The following is a 19,220-nucleotide window of genomic DNA, read 5'->3' as shown; positions in this document are numbered from 1 at the left end:
TTCACTTAGATTTTTGAACAACTTCTGCTTTGGATTCTTACCTTTGCAAAAAAATTATTTATGTCAAATATATATTTAGGATATCATTTTACGATAGAGCCAAAGGAACTTGGTTCAGAAATTTTAGTTGCTGAATTAGGCGAAAAAGCGTTTGAAAGTTTTACAGAAACAGAAAACGGAATTTCGGCTTTCGTGAAAAAAGATTTATGGGATGAGAATATTCTGGATGATATTTACATTTTACAATCAGAAGAGTTTAAAATTGAATATACAATTGAAGAAATCGATCAGGTAAACTGGAACGAAGAATGGGAAAAGAATTTCGAACCTATTGATGTTGACGGAAAATGCCATGTCCGCGCTCCTTTTCACCCAAAAACAGATGCAGAATTTGATATCGTAATCGAACCAAAAATGAGTTTTGGAACCGGGCACCACGAAACAACCCACATGATGATTCAGCATTTATTAGAAATGGATGTTAAAGGCCTTAAAACTTTAGACATGGGCTGCGGAACTGCTATTTTGGCTATTTTGGCAGAAATGAAAGGTGCAGAACCAATCGATGCCATTGATATTGACAATTGGTGTTATTTAAATTCTATCGAAAATGCCGAACGCAATAATTGCAGACATATCAGCGTTTACGAAGGCGATGCTGCTTTATTAGCCGGGAAAAGTTACGATTTGATTATTGCTAACATCAATAGAAATATTTTATTAAACGATATGCAGAGTTATGTAGATTGTTTAAACAAAAATGGAATTATATTATTTAGCGGTTTTTATGAAGAAGACATTCCTTTTATTGATGCTTCCTGCACTGAAAAAGGGCTAACATATGTTAAAAAAATTCAAAGAAACAACTGGGTTTCATTAAAATACGTAAATTAGTTAATAGTAATTACAGCAGTACAAAAAACTAAAAAGAAATGAGTACTAAAGAAAAAGTAAGAGAAAGAGTTCGCGAAAAAGAGGCGACCGGATTCAATAACGAAATCATTGTGTATAACGACGATGTGAACACTTTTGACCACGTAATTGATACCTTAATGCGAGTGTGTAATCACACATCTGAACAAGCAGAACAATGTTCCTTAATTGTACATTACAACGGAAAATGCACTGTAAAAACAGGACCAATGGATAAATTAAAACCTCAATGTACACAACTTTTGGAAGCTGGACTTAGCGCCGAAATTGTTTAATTTACCAATAATTTAAAAAACATTCTATTTTATTCTATATTTGGGATAAAATAGAATGTTTTTTTATGGAAGAATATGGAAAAATATTAATTATCGCAATGCCTATTTTTTTAGTCTTAATTGTAATTGAAAAACTATATGGCATTTACAAAAAAAACGATACTGCTCCATTAATTGACAGTGTTTCCAGCATCAGCTCTGGAATTACCAATTCTGTAAAAGATGTTTTGGGACTAAGCGTCACTTTTCTTTCCTATGAATGGATGGTTTCAAAAATTGCTATTTTCCATCAGGAAGCTAACGTTCTCTCCTATATTATTGCCTTTTTTGTCATCGATTTTTACGGCTACTGGAGCCATCGACTGGCGCATCAAATTAATTTCCTTTGGAACAAACATGCCATTCACCACAGCAGTGAAGAGTTTAATCTTGCCTGTGCGCTTCGTCAGCCCATTGCAAGTTTAGTTAATTTGTTTACTTTCTTGTTGATTCCTGCGGCGCTATTGGGCGTTCCGGCTTCTGTAATTGCTATTACACTTCCACTCCATTTGTTTTTACAATTTTGGTATCATACCAAACACATTAAAAAAATGGGATTTGCAGAGCACATTATAGTAACGCCTTCGCATCATCGTGTTCATCATGCTATAAACCCTGAATATTTAGATAAAAACCATTCGCAGATATTTATTTTCTGGGACAAACTTTTTGGTACTTTTCAGGAAGAATTAGATGATGTTCCTCCTGTTTACGGAATCACAAGACCTGCCAATACCTGGAACCCTGTAAAAATAAATTTTCAACATTTGACGTTATTAATAAAAGATGCCTGGCGTGCTGAAAACTGGAAAGATAAACTTACAATCTGGTTTAAACCAACCGGATGGAGACCTGAAAATTTCGAAGAAAAATATCCGGTAAACAAAATTGAAGATGTTTTTAATTTTGATAAATACGGAACACAGAATTCGCAAAAACTAATTTATTGGTCGGTTACACAAATTCTAATTACGCTTTTGTTTGTGAGTTTTCTTTTTGATAATATTGCCAAAATTGGCCTTCCAGATATCTTTGTTTACGGCTTTTTTATTCTCGTTACTATTTACAGTAATTCTGAATTAATGGACAAAAGCCGATTTGCTGTTTTTTGGGAAGGTTTCCGGTTATCAATTGCTATTGGTATTATAGCATTTTACGGCGATTGGTTTGGTTTAAATTCCGTTTTCTCTTTAAGTAATTATATAATTTTAGGGTATTTAAGTTTATCATTTTTGATAACGATTTACTTTGTAACCATCAATTTTAGAACTAACCAAAACCAAACCATAAAATCTCAAACCACATAATGAAAAACACCGTATTTTTTAAAATTTATATTGCTTTCAGCTTTATTTATTTACTGCTTTTATATCTTGGGTATGAAAGTTTAGACTGTTATTTAAAACCTGCTCTAATTCCTTTGTTAATTGTAGGAGTTTATTTTTCTAAAAAATTCCCAACGCAAAATATCCTTATAACAGCGTTGGTATTTTCCTGGATTGGCGACGTAATTTTGCTTTTTGCAGACATTGCTGAAATCTATTTTATTCTGGGGCTGGTTTCTTTTCTAATCGCTCACATTATGTATTGTATCCTTTTTAATAGACAGATTAAAGAGAAAGTAAAAAAGGATGCTATAATTTTTATTTTCGGAAGCCTCATTATTGCTTGTTATTTAATCGGAATGTTATCGGTTTTACTACCTGCTTTAGGCGATTTAAAAATTCCGGTTATCATTTATGCCAGCGTAATTTCTGTTATGCTTTTGTTTGCTTACAACGGACTTTTAATTTGGAAAAAACCTGCGAATCAATATGTTTTTTTTGGGGCGCTGTTTTTTGTAGTTTCTGATAGCATATTGGCAATCAACAAGTTTCATATGCCAATTCAAAAAAGTTCGTTCATTATTATGCTTACTTATCTTGTGGCACAATATCTGATTGTAAAAGGTATATTAAAACTGAATTTAAAAAAGGAAGTATAATAGCACGCAGATAACACAGATTAAACAAATTATCAAGGAGTTTTTATTCTATTTTCTTTTTGAATTTATAATCTGTGACAAAAACCTTTTACATTTGTGTGACCAAAATAAACCTCAACCATGAAAAAAATAAGTCTTTTTATTATTCTATTAATTTCAGTAACTTCTTGTATCAGTACAAAATCTACTTTGAAAAATGTAGACGATAATGCTCCTGATTTAATTTTAAATAAGAATAATACGTTTGTTATTACACAATTTAGCAAAGACAAAAAATACGGCTATGATCCTGATTATCCTGTAAATATATTTTTTAGAAATACGCAGGATGAAGCGACAAATGAGGTTCGTTTTTTGAATGCTTTAGCCGGCCCTAATGGTGAAAAAATCACTTATAAACGTTTAGAAACCTGCTGCCCTTTTCCAACTAAAAGAAGCAACATGGGCGCCGGATTTTTAAATGTATATGAACTAACCTGGGAAGGACAAAAAAAGCCTGTAACACTGTATTTGAATATTTATGAAAAAGGAATTTTAATGGTTCCGATGGGATTGTCTTTGAAGAAAGAGTAAATTATAATTGACAAAAATATAAGCCGAAATGTTTGGGACAACTCCTTTAATTTTAATCGTTTTACCTTTATTATTTCAATTAATATTTGGCACAATTGCAATTTTAAAACCTATTTTCTTAAGGTTTAAAGCTGTATTAATTACAAATATAGTTCTTCAAATTGTTCTCTCAATTGTTTCATTTTATATCGGCTCATATAATTTTTCAAAGTATTTTGAACAAAATCCTACTTCTACAAGATGCGGAATGCCGCTTATCGGTCTTGCTTCATTTATTATATTTTCTTCTTTAGTTCTTCTGATCGTTATTATTATTCAATATTTTGTAAAAAGATTACTAGATCGTAAAACTAAATTGTAATGTTTTATTATACTTGTTTTCGAAGCAAAAATTCTTTTTTGAGAAAGCCATTTTTTTGACTTTTATAAAAGAATCCAGAAGTTTCGGCACAAAATCATTCTAAAAAGCAAGAAAAAACACAATTAAAGAAAAATATTACATTATTAACAATTATTGGTCTTAAAATAATCTTAAATCTTCATCTGCTATTCATAAATCATAACTACCTTTGCATTGCAAAAAAAATAATTTTATGAACTTACAGCATATTCCACAAATTAAGCATACTGACAGCGGGAATTTCTTTTTATTGGCGGGGCCTTGCGCTATTGAAGGAGAGGAAATGGCTCTTAGAATTGCTGAAAAATTAGTTGGTATTACCGACAAACTTCAGATTCCTTATGTTTTTAAAGGGTCTTTTAAAAAAGCAAATCGTTCCAGAATTGATAGTTTTTCTGGAATTGGAGATGAAAAAGCTTTAAAAATTTTAAGAAAAGTTTCAGAAACTTTTCACATTCCAACAGTTACAGACATTCATACTAACGAAGATGCCGATATGGCAGCACAATATGTTGATGTTCTACAAATTCCTGCATTTTTAGTCCGTCAGACTGATTTAGTTGTTGCAGCAGCTAATACCGGCAAAACAGTAAACCTGAAAAAAGGGCAATTTATGAGTCCGGAAAGTATGAAGCATGCTGTACAAAAAGTATTAGACTGTAATAATGAAAATGTTATGGTTACAGATCGCGGTACTATGTTTGGTTATCAGGACATGATTGTTGATTTTAGAGGAATTCCTACTATGCAGCAATATGCAACAACGGTATTAGATGTTACGCATTCTTTACAGCAGCCAAACCAAACTGCCGGAGTAACAGGAGGAAGACCTGATATGATCGAAACTGTAGCTAAAGCTGGTATTGCAGTGGGTGTTGACGGAATTTTTATCGAAACACACTTTGATCCTGCAAACGCAAAAAGCGATGGCGCTAACATGCTTCATTTAGACTATTTTGAAGGTTTAATGAATAAGTTGGTTGCTATTAGAAAAACTGTAAACGCCTTTTAATTTTTTATCTAATATTTCTTTGAAAACAAAATTTTTATTTTTGCCTTTCTTTTTAATGTGTTTTGCTGTCAACACATTTGCTCAGGAAGAAATTGCAATACAAGACAAATACACAGCACACAATAAAGGAAAGTTCTTTGTTTCTTGGGGTGGTAATAGAGAAAGTTACTCAAAATCTGATGTGACATTTACCGGAAAAGATTACAAGTTTAGAGTAGAAAACATGGCTGCTCACGACAAACCTAAAGGATGGCATGTTGATTATATCAACCCTGCTAATATGACAATTCCGCAGACTAACCTGAAATTTGGTTATTTTATCAGCGATCATTACAGCGTTGCCATTGGTGTTGACCACATGAAATATGTAATGACTCAGAATCAAACGGCCAAAGTTAATGGTTATATTAATTTACCTGCGAATGATCCTGCTGCTGCTCTCTACAATGGAGATTACATCAATAAACCTGTAGATATGTCTTTAAATGGTGCTATAGAAGGTGGTTATGACATGGGTGTTACTAATCCAAATGGTCCTGCATTTTTAATGTACGAGCATACAGATGGTTTAAACTACATCAATACAGAAGTTGCCAGACATGATGACATTTCAAAATGGTTTGGTTTACCTAATATTGATAAAGTTCAAATTAATTTAACTGAAGGTATTGGCGGAGGAATTTTATATCCTAAAACAAATACAACTCTTTTAGGAAAAGAACGTCACGATGATTTTCATGTTTCAGGTTATGGTTTATCTGCAAAAGCAGGTATTAACTTTACTTTCTTTAAACACTTCTATCTTCAGGGTGAGCTAAAGGGCGGTTATATTGATATGCACGATATCAAAACTACTGTAAGTAATGAGGATAAAGCATCACAACACTTTTATTTCTTTCAAAGAATTATTGCTGTTGGCGGTATTTTTAGAATCTAATACTTCTTCAAAAATATATTCTAAAAATAGTTATCATTTATTTGGTAACTATTTTTTTTATTATTTACTTTGCAACTCAAAGTACTTTAAATACTTTTTGCTAAGCTATGAAAAAACAAAAATATATTTTTCTAATCATTACATTTCTGCTGAGTTTTGGCTGTGCATTATTTGTGGCGATGAAAGTTTTTCCAAATAATCCATTTTCTAAAGCAAAATCTGAAACGAATATAGTTTTAGATAAAATTCAGGATGGAGATATTATATTCCAAACTTCACAATCTCCTCAATGTGAAGCGGTGCGAATTGCAACCAATTCTAAATTTTCTCATTGCGGTATCATTTATAATATAAACGGAAATTGGTTTGTTTTTGAGGCAGTTCAGCCTGTGAAACTTACACCGCTTGATGAATGGATTCAGCACGGAAAAGACAATAAATATGTGGTAAAACGATTAAAAAATGCTGATAAAGTTTTAACCCCGCCCGTTCTTCAAAAAATGAAAGATTACAGCCAGCAGTTTGATGGAAAAGAATATGATGCCTATTTTGAATGGACTGATACAAAGATTTATTGTTCTGAATTAGTTTGGAAGATTTATAAAAACGCCGCCGGAATCGAACTTTCAAAACTAAGAGAATTGAAGAGTTTTAATCTAGAAGATCCAAGGGTTCAAAAAATATTAAAGGAAAGATATGGTAATGAAATTCCGTTAGAAGAAAAAGTAACTGCCCCTTCTGACCTAGCCAATTCAAATTTGCTTACAGCTATAATTGATAATTATTAAAATTCAATAAAAGCTAATGCTAAAACCAATTAGCTTTTTTATTTCACTATTCACTTTGAAATTCAAAGAACTTTTAACTACCCAAAATATGAGAGATTATTTAATTGAAAGATTATATGAATACACAAAAAAGCCTTATCAAAAATATTTTAAGAAGAATGAGCCATGGGAAATTAATAAAGCCGAATTAATGAATTTCCCGAAAGATAGTTTGGGATATGGTTTAGGAAATTTTCTCTATAAACATCATTTTGATATTCAGGAAAAACTGGAAGATCATGATATTATTCATGTTTTAACTAATACCGGAATTTCTGTTTATGAAGAAATCGGGATGCAGTATTATCTTCTTGGCAATGGAAAAAGAAGTTTGTATTTGTTCATGGTAATTTTATCAGGAACATTATTTTATCCAAAACAGATAAAATACTTCGTTCGACAATTTATCAGGGGAAAACGAGCGCATTCATTCTATTATCTGGATTTTTCAAAAATGCTTTTAATGCCCATAGTATCTATTCAGCAAACATTTAAAATTTAAACCTTATGAAAACCATCAACCATAAATCTTTTGAAGAAAAACAATCTACTGAATTAGCAATTGGAACCTTTATAATCATTACACTGCTGTTTATACTTTATATTGTGTCAAATGAAAGTTCAAATATCTTAATCATTGCGTGGCCATTTGTACTTTCTGCAATAGTATTAAATACGATAATGCTTTTTTATTTAACAGAAAGATTTATTCATCTTCCTGAGCAAAGAAGAGATATTGCGGTTAAAATTTTAATTCTGTTTTCTAATATTCCAATTACATTTTTTTATTATTTAGTAATGAAAAATTAAACTTAGAATTTTATCAAATAAAAAAAGCTGCGAGTTTATACTCGCAGCTTTCAAATATGCTGATTAAAAAGTCTTAATTTGCTGATGGAAGAACAATTCCCGTTTGGTCTATTAAATAGATTAACGAAGTCATCGTTGCTGCCCCAAGCTCTAATTCTCTTTTGTTAATGGCATCAAATTTATCGTTTGCTGCGTGGTGATAATCAAAATAACGCTGTGAATCTGGCATTAAACCTGCTTTTACAATTGTTTTTGAAGTTAAATGCTCAATATCTGAACCTGCATGTCCTTTGATAAAACTATTAATAAAATATGGCTCGAAGAAATCTTTAAATCCTTGAATCTTTTTAAAATTAGCATCATCAGCTTCGATAGAAAAACCTCTTGGAGTAAATCCGCCTGAATCACTTTCTAAAGCAAAAATATGGTTCTCATTCTTTTGTTTTGAAACTTCCTCATATTTAGCACCGCCTTTTCCTCCATTTTCTTCATTCATAAACAAAACAACGCGAATAGTATTTTTTGGTTTATAGTTTAGGTTTTTCAAAATACGGACAACTTCCATACTTTGTACTACTCCTGCTCCATCGTCATGAGAACCATCGGCTAAATCCCAGGAATCTAAATGCCCGCCAACAACAATAATGTTCTCCGGAGTTACAGTTCCTGTTAATTCTCCAATAACATTATAGGATAATGCATCCGGCAATGTTTCACAAGATTGTTTGAAATAGAATTTTAAAGCCGGATTTGCTTTTAATAATTTACTCAATAATTCAGCTCCATTTGTGCTGATTGCCGCTGCCGGAATATATTGATTTTTAGGTAAATCATCGTAGCTTTGAGCTCCTGTATGAGGAAAATCGTCTAAACGAAAATTTAATGAACGCACAATTGCACCCACTGCCCCAAGTTTTGCAGCTTCTTTTGCACCACTTCTTCTTTGATCTCCTGCACCTGAATAAGATTCAAATGCTGCGATATTTTCAGGATTCATTGGTCTGTTAAAAAATACAATTTTACCTTTTACTTTATCTCCAAGACCTTTCAATTCGTCAATGCTTTGTACTTCGATTACCTCAGCAGTAATTCCTGTTTTTGGAGTTGCAACTGAACCTCCAAGTGCGCAGATTGGCACCGCAGTTTTTACTTTTCCATCTAAAATAAAAGCAGTTTCTTTTTCGCCTCGAACCCAGTGAGGAACCATAACTTCCTGAAGATAAACTTTGTCAAGCCCCAGACCTTCTAATTGTCTTTTTGTATACTCAACAGCTTCTGCAGCACCTTTTGATCCAGATAAACGGCTTCCGATATCATTTGAAAGATATTCTAACCAAGAATAACATTTAGCTTCGGTTAAAGCTTTTTTATAAAATAATTTAATGTTTTTTTCATCATTTGACTGAGCAAAAGATGCGGTCAATCCATTTAAAACTAAAGCAGTTAAAAGAATCGTTTTTTTCATAATTTTAATAACATTTTGGGGTTATGTTGCTTTTTTGGCTTCTCTTACAAAGAAACAAAATTCTATAGAACTGTCAGGTATTTTTCGCAGCCTTTTCTCAAAAAAAAACTCTAATTATAAACCTTTTTTGTTCATAATTAGAGTTTTTCTTGTTTTCTTTAAAATAATGTTACTTTACTTCGATAATCTTATTTTTTATGCCAATACCGTTTTCATTAAAGGCTTCTATAGTAAAATAATACTTTGTTCCTTTGTCTAATCCTCTAAAATCGTACGTGTTATCTCCATAAACCATAATACTGTTGTATAATTTATCCGGAGCAATTCCATAATAAATATTATATCCAACGGCATCATTTTGTTTTTTCCATGAAATCATAGCGTTTCTTGAATCCAGTTTATTTCTGTCCACTTTAAACGACGTAACCGCTTTTGGTTTCTCTGATAATCCATTTCCAAAAACTCTGAAATCTGAAATAGCAAACAATCCAGATGCATTGTGAATGTTAACCATTTTTATGTAACGTGCTTTAAACGATTTTGTTAATTCAACATAATCATGTGGTGCATCTTTATCATTTTTAGATTTGTCAACCACCAAAGTCCAGTTTTGTGCATCATCAGACATAAAAATTTTATACTGATAATAAATATCCATCGCCTTGTTATACTGCGTTGCTTTATGGTCTGCATAATTGATCTGCAAGGCCTTAATTTCCATTTGACGGCCTAAATCCATTTGAAGCCATTCGTCCGGATTTCCTGTTTTAGCAGACCAATAGGTTTGGATATTTTCATCGGTTAAATTTTCAGGACCATAACAAAATTTCTCGTAAACTTTTTTTCCGCCGTTATCCATTCTGTGTGTTTCAACTTCTAAACATTCCTCAGAAGAAGAAACAGTTACAGGCTTTTTATACGAAAGTAACATCCATCCAGATGAAGCACCCTTTGTTTGGTCACGCTGACTTGTTGGAAGAACAATTGGAAAATCTCCATAAGAGGTTATCGAATACATTACATCATCTTTATCAAAACCTGCCGGAAACATATCGATACGGCGCTCGAAACGGTCTTTTATAGAAATCTTGCACGTTCCTGTGTTCCAATAATTTCCGTAGTTATCTGCAAAAGTATTTCCGTGTCCAGCTCCAATCACAAATCCGCCTGGCTTATATGACATTGGATTGTGTTTTTGATAGGTAAATGGCCCTAACGGATTATCTCCAACATGAACTCCATTTGCATAACCTTTAAACTCGGTTGCCGGAGCGCCATACTGCATATAATATTTTCCGTTGTGTTTGGTCATCCACGCTCCTTCAATGAAATTTCCCCAAGGTGCTGGTTCCATATCATTGTTTGGCCCAAAACGTTCCCAGCCGTGCGCTGCAGGGTCTAAAACAGCAACTTCTTTGATCTGCCCATACGGACGCTGAATATCTTCTACTTCTGTTGCTTTGTATAATTGTGCATAATCGGCCTGATTTCCTTTTGGAAGCCATGTATTATAATCAACCTCTGTTCCTACAAGCGGCAGTTTTCCGCTTGAACCGTAATACATATATACTTTCTTGTCATCATCCTGAAAAATCGCAGGATCCCAAGTTGGCAGCATGGCTTTGTCTACATGACGTGTCCATCTTCCTGATTTTGGATCGGCAGTTTTCCAAATTGGATGATCTCTATTCCATGTTGAACCCACATAAAATAAAGTATCGTTTACAACCCACGCCGCAGGGGCGCATTGATCGTCGTCACCAGGTTTTCTTTGAAAACTTCCATAAACAAAATTCCAGTCTGACATATCTTTACTCCAGAAGAAACCTGCCTGATTCGTAGCAAATAAATAGTATTCGCCTTTATAGGTAATAATTACCGGATCGGCACTGGAACGGCGCGATTCAGGAATTCCATTATGATTGTGAGTAGTAAAATTGTATCCAATATTAATTGGATTACAATAAGTTGTTGCAGGTTTATTTGGGTCAAACCAATCTGTTTTCCCGGGAATATTAGCTTTTTGCGGCCAAATACTTGTTGTACAGGCAGCCAAAAGCAATAGGAATATCTTTTTCATTTGTATTCTTTTTAAGTTTATAGAATTCAATCTCTTAGTAAAATGATGATGAAAATCTATTTTTTTTCTTTTAATCTTTCGCTTAAAAGTTCAGGTTCGTTTGTGGTAATGTAATTGAATTTATTTTCTATAATCCAATCCATATCAGCCGCTTCGTTAACTGTCCAGGCATTTAGAATTATATTATTGTCTTTTGCTTCTTTAATCCATTCAGGATGCTTTTTAAAGACTGAATAATGATAATCAACACCGTTAATATTATCTATTTTTACTTCTTTCGGAGATTTATTTCCTTCTAAATACTGCAAAACCGTTTTCTGGTCAACTTGTCTAATTTGTTTTAGAATTTCATAGTCAAAACTTATGTAACAGGTATTTTTATCTGCTTTTAGTTTTTTGATGGTTTCAACTGCTTTTATGGCAGTTTGTTTTCCTCTTTCTTTACTAATTTCCGAAGGTTTTATTTCGCAGACTAAAAGAGTGTGTTTGTTGTTCTTTTTTCCTTCTGAAATATATTCGTGTAATGTTGGAAGTTTTTCTCCATTAGAAAGTTTAAACTTTATTAAGTCAGCATAATTGGTTTGTTCGACAAGCAATTTGTTATAATGCGCATCGTGGTTGATTACGAGCGAATCATCTGCGGTTCTCCAAACGTCAAATTCTGAACCGGGTAATTTTAAGTCAATGGCATGTCTTAAAGATGCGATAGAATTTTCGGGAAGATTATTTTTTTTCCATGCACCACGGTGTGCCACTATTGCATTCTCTTTTACGCAGCACGATTGAAAAACAATTGTTACTGCTAAAAAAAGTGGTATTCTGAGTGCTTTACTAGTATTCATTATTTTAAAAATTATGATTTATAAAAAATGTTCTTTTATAAAAAAGCCCTCCGTCAACCAAACGAAGGGCCCTTACTAATCAATAAACCAACTATTTAGTTAACTCAAAACTAACTTTCTTGTCGGCAGTTGAATTTCCTCCAACGAAAATATCAAACTGTCCAGGTTCTGCTGCGAATTGCAAATCAGAATTATAAAATTTTAAATCTTCAACAGTAATATCAAAACTTACTGTTTGTTTTTCACCTTTTTTAAGTGCTATTTTTTGGAAACCTTTCAATTCTCTAACTGGTCTTGTTACGGAACCAACTAAATCTCTAATGTATAATTGAACTGTTTCTTTTCCGTCAAAATTTCCTGTATTTGCTACGTCAACCGTTACTTTTAGTTTTCCGCTGAAGTTCATTTTATCAGAAGAAATTTTAAGGTTTGAGTAATCAAAAGTCGTGTAGCTTAAACCAAAACCAAATGGGAATAATGGCTCGTTTCTTTCGTCAATATAGTTTGATCTGAATTTTTCGAATTTTCCTTCTGTATTAGAAAGCGGTCTTCCTGTATTTTTGTGTGCGTAGTAAATTGGTAACTGCCCTACACTTCTTGGAAAAGTTGTTGTTAATTTTCCAGAAGGGTTTACATCTCCAAATAAAACGTCAGCAATTGCGTAACCTGCTTCTGTACCCGCAAACCAAGCATTTAAAATGGCTGGAACTGTTTTTTCTTCGTCAGTAATCACTAACGGACGTCCGTCAAATAATACTACAACTACTGGTTTTCCAGTTTTTAATAATGCGTTTAATAAGTCTTTTTGTGCTTGTGGAATTTCTAAATTCGTACGGCTGCTTGATTCCCCGCTCATTTCAGCAGATTCTCCAAGTGCAGCAATAATTACATCTGATTGCTGTGCTACTTTTAAAGCTTCTGCTAATAATTCTTCTTTTGAACGACCGTCACGGTGTAATGTTTTTCCAAACATTGTAGCTTTAGTTTCAAATTCTTCGTCGTAATCTAAATTACTTCCTTTAGCATATAAAACTTTTGTTGATGGTCCTGCAACTTCTTTAATTCCTGCCAATAATGAAACGGCATTTTCCATTCTTGTAGCTACACTCCATGTTCCCGGCATGTTTTCTTTAGCATCTGCCAAAGGCCCGATTAAACCAATTGTTCCTGATTTTTTAAGAGGTAATAATTGATTTTGGTTTTTTAACAAAACCAATGATTGTGCAGCGATTTGACGTGCTTCTTTTCTGCTGTCTGCTGTGAATATTTCAGTTTTAGCTCTTTTTTCATCACAATATTTATATGGATCCTGGAATAATCCTAAATCATATTTTGCTTCTAAAATAAGTCTAACGGCATTGTCTATTGTCTCGATAGAAACTCTTTTTTCGTCTAATGATTTTTTCAATGTTCCTAAGAAACCTTCTCCAACCATATCCATTTCTACACCAGCATTTAATGCTAAGGCAGAAACGTCTTGAAGGTTCCCCATTCCATGTTCGATCATTTCAGGAATTCCTGTAAAATCTGTCACTACGAAACCTTTAAAACCCCATTGTTTTCTTAAAACATCTGTCATTAACCATTTGTTTCCAGTTGCAGGAATTCCGTCAATTTCATTAAAAGAAGCCATAACCGAACCTACACCAGCGTCAACAGCTGCTTTGTAAGGTGGGAAATAGTCATTAAACATTCTGATATGGCTCATATCAACTGTATTGTAATCACGACCACCTTCTGGCGCTCCGTACAATGCAAAGTGTTTTACACACGCTAAAATGGAGTTGTTTTTTGAAAGATCGTGCTGTTGGTATCCGTTTACCATCGCTTTTGCAATCTGGCTTCCTAAGTACGGATCTTCTCCTGAACCTTCAGAAACTCTTCCCCAACGCGGATCACGTGAGATATCTACCATTGGTGAAAATGTCCAGTTGATTCCGTCTGCACTTGCTTCTTTTGCAGCAATCTGCGCACTTCTTTCAATTAAAGCCATATCCCATGTACAAGATAATCCTAACGGAATTGGGAATGTTGTTTCGTAACCGTGAATAACATCCATACCAAAAAGCAATGGAATTTTTAAACGGCTTTGTTCGACAGCTATTTTTTGTACTTCTTTAATTTTTTGCACTGATTTTATATTGAACAAACCGCCCACTTTTCCTTCTGCGATATTTTTTGCAACATTTGAGCTGTTTGCCTGCCCTGTTGTAATATCACCAGATGTTGGTAAATTTAACTGTCCTAATTTTTCCTCTAATGTCATTTTTGACATTAACTCTGCTACAAACTCTGACTTAGGTTTAATTTTCACTGTACTTTTTGTGCTCTTTTTTTGAGCGTAACCCAAAACAGCACATCCTAAAAAAAGTAAGACTAATTTGTTTTTCATGTGTATTTAATATTTGTTTTTTAATGGAACATGGAATCGCTTTTCTTCATTCTATTTGTAATTTGGAATCATAGCGATTTCATTCTATAATATTTATTTGTTCATATTCAATTTTTTCTGTTTCAACATCCAGTCATAAATTTCGGGATTGTCATAAACTCTTGTCCAGCTGTCATGTCCAGCATCATCAAAAATAGTTAACTGAACATCTTTTGCATTACACTTTTTTAGCTCTTTATAAACGCTTATGGCATAATCTACTTTTACCACATCATCTAATAATCCGTGGAAAATTCTGGTTGGAATATTGGCTATTTCACAAGTTTTCTCTAACTGAATTAAATCTACAAAGCCAGCGACAGGTACGTTTGCGGCAAATAGATCCGGATGTGCAAAAGCCAAATTCCATGATGCCCAGCCTCCTGAGCTCAAACCAGTAACATATATTCTTTCTGAATCAATTTTGTTCTCTTTCTGAATTTTTAAAATCAGTTCGTAAATTGATTCTGTATCCCAATTCTCCTGTTCTTTGCATTGCGGCGCCAAAACATAAGCGTCTAATGTATTTGTTTTTAAATATTTTAAAGGGCCGTGAACTTTTATTTTTTCAATATCTGTCCCTTTTTCTCCATCTCCTGAAATAAAAACTATTAGCGGCTTTTTATCTTTCGTATTTGCTGGTTTGTGTAGTACATAACCTAATTCATAATTGGTTACTACAACTGTTTTTAACTTTCCTGTTGTTTCACTTTGAGCAAAACCCAATACGGAAATAAAAAGCAATACTAAACCCAGTTTATATTTCATAATAGATTATATCTTAAAAACCGTATTTTCCTGATGTAAAGCCAAGCTTTTTTAAACCTTGTTTAGTATCAGATGCATTCATAAATAACTTCCATAATAAACCAGTTCTGTAGTTTTCTATCATTGGCGCTATTGTTCCCTGATCGATCGCTAAATATCGAGGTGTTACCCAATTGTATTGCGGCGAAAAAGCATCATAAGGCCCTGCTATTCCAACATATTTTGCTTTGTTTTCATCATATAAATAATGCAGAAACTTCATAGATTCTACCGGCGTATAAGGAAACGATGATAATGCAGCAGTTGGCGAAATTACACCATTGTCATTATTAGGCTGGTGTGCTGTATAACCTGTTGTACCATCTGGGTTTCTGGTATAGCTTGCTGTTAATCCCCAGCATTTATCTGAATAATCTTTAAAGCCTTTTGGGTTGGCGATACTGTACTGAACCATAATTTTAGCATGGTTTTGAGTCAATTGCCAGTAATCTGCATATTTATCTTTTAAGTTATTTGGATCTAAACCTAAATAAGAATAATGCGACCAGAACATTGGCCCAACATTTCCTGAAGCCCCATTGTAGTTTAAAACTACCGGAATACCGTATTGAGATCTGCCATCTGCTATAGCCCCATTTCTTGCCCAAGCTTTATGATAAGCTTCTGCAGAAATTGGATGTGTTGGCGATGAAGCTGCCATTACATACGTAATTAAACATTCGTTATATCCTTCTAGTTTAAAGTTCATTTCCCAACCATAATTTGGAGACCAATGCCAGTATAGTGCATCTTGTCCTTGTGTGTACCAATCCCATTCTACGCCTTTCCAAAGTTCATCAGCTTTTGTGGCTAATTCTTTTTCAGCTGTGCTTCCGTTTTTAAAATATTCTCTGATAGTAATTAATGCCTGGCAGACAAAAGAAGTTTCTACTAAATCTCCTCCATTATCTTTTGTTCCAAACGGAATTACTTTTCCTGATTTATTATCCATCCAGTGCGGCCATGCTCCGTGAAAACGTTCTGCTTTTTCCAGAAAAGTTAATGCTGTTGTAAGTCTAGAAACAGCTTCTGCCCTAGGTAAAAAACCTCTTTCTACACCTACAATTATGCTCATTAAACCAAAAGCTGAACCTCCTGTTGTTATAATATTTGCTTCAAAATTAGGATCATCAGTAAGATATCTTTCTCTTGCAAGTTTTGAATTAGAATCTGCATATTCCCAAAAATATTTTATTGCATCTTTCTGCACCTGATCCATAGCTTCAGCATCTGTTAAAGGCTTTGTTGGTGTAGTTGGAGTTGTTGGTAATGGGGTTCCTCCAGAGGTTCCGTCTGGTCCAGACGATGAACATGAGTTAAAAAAACTAAAAAGAGAGACTATGTATATTGAAATTTTCATGTCGATAAATAATGTATTAACTAATTAAAATACACCTGGAGGATAAACCTCCAGGTGTGTAAAAAATGCTTATCTTTTGTCTTTTTCTAATTTATAAAGAGCTACGACTTCATTGTCAGTAAGGGCTGCATCATAAATTCTGAATTCGTCCATTAAGCCTGTATAATGAAGCATCCACCCATCTGCATTGCCCCAAGGAGCACCTAAATGCTGCTGATAACCTCCAATGATAAATTTAGAAACTTCAGAATTTGCTAATTCTCCATAAGGAGCTCCTCCCGTTGTAGGATCGCTCGCATATCTTTTTGCAATAGATGCAGGGATATTCAGCTTTTGTCCATCAATGTAAATGCTATAAGTAGAGCTTGTACCATTGTATGTCCATACTAAATGTTTCCATGTTCCAAACATATTTGTTAAAACATTTGCTCCGCCATGCTCAATAAATTGCCCTGCCCAGGGAATACTTGGTGTAACATCTTTTTGAATATGGTTTTTAAGCAGCATTGTTGTTGCTGGCCCTGTTCCTTCAATAAGTGTAAAAATATTTCCCCAAAAATCTGTTTTTTTAGGAAGCATAAATAATGATTGTGCACCGCCAGTATGTGGATCTGTTTTAATCCACATTGAAACTGTTATGCTTTTTACGTTTACTACTGAATTTGCAACTGTATTATATGAAATAAAAGAACTAGGAGATCCTTTATAAGCTTCTCCTTTTATACCGGTTTCATAGGTTACATTTGTTGCTGATCCGTCTGTTATACTATTTTTTGAATCTGCTATGTTACCGTCAAAACTAAATTTAGATACTAAGTGAGCAGCTGCAATATCATCTGAATTTTCATATCCTCCAATTGACTCATACGGAATTGGACTGTTTACTTTATCAATACTATCTTCGCAGCCAGCAAACAATGCTGAAACCAAAACAAAAGAAAGCATGAAAATAGATTTATTTTTTTTCATTTTTAATGTCTTTAAGAATTAATAACCAGGATTTTGAGCTGATAAACCATTTGCCTGTTTGATGAATGACGCCGGGATAGGAAATAATTCGTTTTTACCCTCAGTAAAAGTTTTTCCATCTACTGCAAAAGCAGCTTTAGCCTGACCTGTACGTACTAAATCAAAAAATCTGTCGTGCTCAAAAGCCATTTCTACTCTTCTTTCTTTCCAAATTGCAATTCTAACATCTGCTTGAGAAACTGCCGGAGTATTTCCTAAACCTGCTCTGTTTCTAATTTGGTTTAATAATGGAATAGCGTCTGAAGTTTGTCCTAGTTCATTTAATGCTTCTGCTTTCATTAATAAAACTTCGGCATATCTTAGGTATTTAATGTCAACATCTGTTTCCCAAGCACTAGTGTATAATGATGAGTAAGCTTTGTAGTTGTATCTTTCATTTTCAACTGTTGTTGGAATAAGTCTTCCATCATATAAAGTTTGTCCTCTAAAAATGATAGTTGCAGCTTTTCTAACGTCACCAGCCTCGTATGCGTTTACTAAACTTTGAGATGGTGTATTAAACCCCCAGCCCCAGCCGCCAGTACCACGAGCACCTTGCGTGTTAGAATACCCTTCGATTCCTTTAGCAGGAACAGCTCCTTGTGCATAAATTTCGAAGATAGATTCTGAATCAAATTTTCCTGATGCTCTGTACATTGACGCATAATCGCTAACAATTGAGTAACCTGTAACTTTGTTAGCATTATCAATTACTTGCTGCCATTTCTTTTGATATAAACTTACTTTTGCTAATAATGCATAAGCAGCACCCTTTGAAGCTCTTGATTTTTCATTAGCTCCATAAGCTCCTTTTTCAGGTAATGCAGCAATTGCATCATTTAAATCTGCTTCGATAAAAGCATATACTTCTGCAGGTGTTTTACGAGTTAACTGCATTATTCTGTCTGAGTCTGAACCCGGAACCGGTAAATGATCTACAATTGGTACTCCACCATAACATTTTACCAAAGTAAAATACATAAAAGCTCTTAAAAACTTAGCCTCACCTGCTAATCTGTTTCTTAAGGCAGCATCTACTTTATCTAATTTTGGAAGTATATTTAAGGCCTGATTACATCTGTTTATTCCATCATAATTGGCTATAAAAGTACTTTCTGCAGAAGGATTAGAAGCATTATAAGTCAAAGCATCCAATACATCTTTATCTGTTCCTGTATCTCCGGCAGAAGATCCTTTATCAGCATCATCAGATGTAATACTTGATAACCCGATCCAGCCGAATGAAGTCATATCCCAATTTAGAAACTTATTATAAATTGCTGTCACGAACTGAGCTGCTCCTGCATCGTTATTAAATAACTCTACATCGCTTGTAGAAATAGATTCTGTTTGATCTACATCTAAATAATCGTCTGCACATGCTGTAAAAAAGAATGCTGATAATACAAACGCTGCTATATATATCTTTTTCATAAT

19 protein-coding genes are annotated in these 19,220 nt (G+C 33.7%); 11 read left to right on the top strand and 8 right to left on the bottom strand.

All coding sequences use genetic code 11. The features are described from left to right. The first annotated feature begins 60 nt into the window (after positions 1–60). From prmA to AABD74_RS13450, 11 genes are all read left to right on the top strand, one after another. Complete coding sequence (prmA, locus tag AABD74_RS13500; protein WP_406843186.1) at positions 61–894, top strand: 50S ribosomal protein L11 methyltransferase; 834 nt, start codon at positions 61–63, stop codon at positions 892–894. 38 nt (positions 895–932) lie between these two features. Then, positions 933–1,208, top strand: coding sequence for an ATP-dependent Clp protease adaptor ClpS (locus AABD74_RS13495; protein ID WP_232682170.1), 276 nt, complete (start codon positions 933–935; stop codon positions 1,206–1,208). Between the two features lie 65 nt (positions 1,209–1,273). Further along, positions 1,274–2,554, top strand: coding sequence for a sterol desaturase family protein (locus AABD74_RS13490; RefSeq protein WP_232682171.1), 1,281 nt, complete (start codon positions 1,274–1,276; stop codon positions 2,552–2,554). Beyond that, positions 2,554–3,231, top strand: a complete 678-nt coding sequence (locus AABD74_RS13485) for a lysoplasmalogenase (RefSeq protein WP_406843185.1) — start codon at positions 2,554–2,556, stop codon at positions 3,229–3,231. The genes AABD74_RS13490 and AABD74_RS13485 overlap by 1 nt, the downstream gene beginning before the upstream one ends. 120 nt (positions 3,232–3,351) lie before the next feature. Next, a complete protein-coding gene (locus tag AABD74_RS13480) occupies positions 3,352–3,804 on the top strand; it encodes a 2-dehydro-3-deoxyphosphooctonate aldolase (RefSeq protein WP_406843184.1) in 453 nt (150 codons plus the stop codon). Between the two features lie 28 nt (positions 3,805–3,832). Next, the gene (locus tag AABD74_RS13475) at positions 3,833–4,165 is read left to right on the top strand and encodes a hypothetical protein (RefSeq protein WP_406843183.1); all 333 of its coding nucleotides are present in this window, start codon (positions 3,833–3,835) and stop codon (positions 4,163–4,165) included. A 232-nt stretch (positions 4,166–4,397) separates the two neighbouring features. Then, entirely contained in the window at positions 4,398–5,216 is an 819-nt protein-coding gene (gene kdsA, locus AABD74_RS13470; protein WP_232682175.1) for a 3-deoxy-8-phosphooctulonate synthase, read from the top strand. 19 nt (positions 5,217–5,235) lie between these two features. Continuing rightward, on the top strand, positions 5,236–6,153 hold the full coding sequence (locus AABD74_RS13465) for a hypothetical protein (protein WP_406843182.1): 918 nt from the start codon (positions 5,236–5,238) through the stop codon (positions 6,151–6,153). 107 nt (positions 6,154–6,260) lie between these two features. Next, positions 6,261–6,941: a YiiX family permuted papain-like enzyme gene (locus AABD74_RS13460; RefSeq protein ID WP_232682176.1), complete on the top strand. Its 681-nt coding sequence runs from the start codon at positions 6,261–6,263 to the stop codon at positions 6,939–6,941. A 16-nt stretch (positions 6,942–6,957) separates the two neighbouring features. Further along, the gene (locus tag AABD74_RS13455; protein ID WP_311202635.1) at positions 6,958–7,482 is read left to right on the top strand and encodes a hypothetical protein; all 525 of its coding nucleotides are present in this window, start codon (positions 6,958–6,960) and stop codon (positions 7,480–7,482) included. A gap of 5 nt (positions 7,483–7,487) precedes the next feature. After that, positions 7,488–7,790, top strand: a complete 303-nt coding sequence (locus tag AABD74_RS13450; protein ID WP_232682177.1) for a hypothetical protein — start codon at positions 7,488–7,490, stop codon at positions 7,788–7,790. A 73-nt stretch (positions 7,791–7,863) separates the two neighbouring features. Here AABD74_RS13450 and AABD74_RS13445 read toward each other — a convergent pair whose 3' ends face one another. The 8 genes from AABD74_RS13445 to AABD74_RS13410 all read right to left on the bottom strand — a co-directional run bounded on the left by AABD74_RS13445 (position 7,864) and on the right by AABD74_RS13410 (position 19,217). After that, positions 7,864–9,255 carry a M20/M25/M40 family metallo-hydrolase gene (locus AABD74_RS13445; protein ID WP_232682178.1) on the bottom strand — a complete coding sequence of 464 codons (1,392 nt, stop codon included), beginning with the start codon at positions 9,253–9,255 and terminating at the stop codon, positions 7,864–7,866. 169 nt (positions 9,256–9,424) lie between these two features. Beyond that, a complete protein-coding gene (locus AABD74_RS13440; RefSeq protein ID WP_406843181.1) occupies positions 9,425–11,335 on the bottom strand; it encodes a discoidin domain-containing protein in 1,911 nt (636 codons plus the stop codon). A gap of 56 nt (positions 11,336–11,391) precedes the next feature. Continuing rightward, on the bottom strand, positions 11,392–12,177 hold the full coding sequence (locus tag AABD74_RS13435) for a glycerophosphodiester phosphodiesterase family protein (protein WP_406843180.1): 786 nt from the start codon (positions 12,175–12,177) through the stop codon (positions 11,392–11,394). Positions 12,178–12,268: 91 nt separating this feature from the next. Continuing rightward, positions 12,269–14,569: a beta-glucosidase BglX gene (bglX, locus tag AABD74_RS13430; protein ID WP_232682181.1), complete on the bottom strand. Its 2,301-nt coding sequence runs from the start codon at positions 14,567–14,569 to the stop codon at positions 12,269–12,271. Positions 14,570–14,662: 93 nt separating this feature from the next. Beyond that, positions 14,663–15,376, bottom strand: a complete 714-nt coding sequence (locus tag AABD74_RS13425) for a prolyl oligopeptidase family serine peptidase (protein ID WP_232682182.1) — start codon at positions 15,374–15,376, stop codon at positions 14,663–14,665. Between the two features lie 13 nt (positions 15,377–15,389). Beyond that, positions 15,390–16,775, bottom strand: coding sequence for a glucoamylase family protein (locus AABD74_RS13420; protein ID WP_232682183.1), 1,386 nt, complete (start codon positions 16,773–16,775; stop codon positions 15,390–15,392). Between the two features lie 69 nt (positions 16,776–16,844). Continuing rightward, the gene (locus AABD74_RS13415; RefSeq protein ID WP_406843179.1) at positions 16,845–17,744 is read right to left on the bottom strand and encodes a LamG domain-containing protein; all 900 of its coding nucleotides are present in this window, start codon (positions 17,742–17,744) and stop codon (positions 16,845–16,847) included. Between the two features lie 18 nt (positions 17,745–17,762). Further along, positions 17,763–19,217 (bottom strand): RagB/SusD family nutrient uptake outer membrane protein, encoded by a 1,455-nt coding sequence (locus AABD74_RS13410; RefSeq protein WP_232682185.1) that lies wholly within the window; start codon positions 19,215–19,217, stop codon positions 17,763–17,765. Positions 19,218–19,220: the final 3 nt, after the last annotated feature.

It is taken from the genome of Flavobacterium soyae, assembly GCF_045348165.1.
Lineage (GTDB): Bacteria > Bacteroidota > Bacteroidia > Flavobacteriales > Flavobacteriaceae > Flavobacterium > Flavobacterium soyae.
Note: the sequence above shows the minus strand (reverse complement) of the source record. Positions and strands in the feature narration are given on the sequence as shown.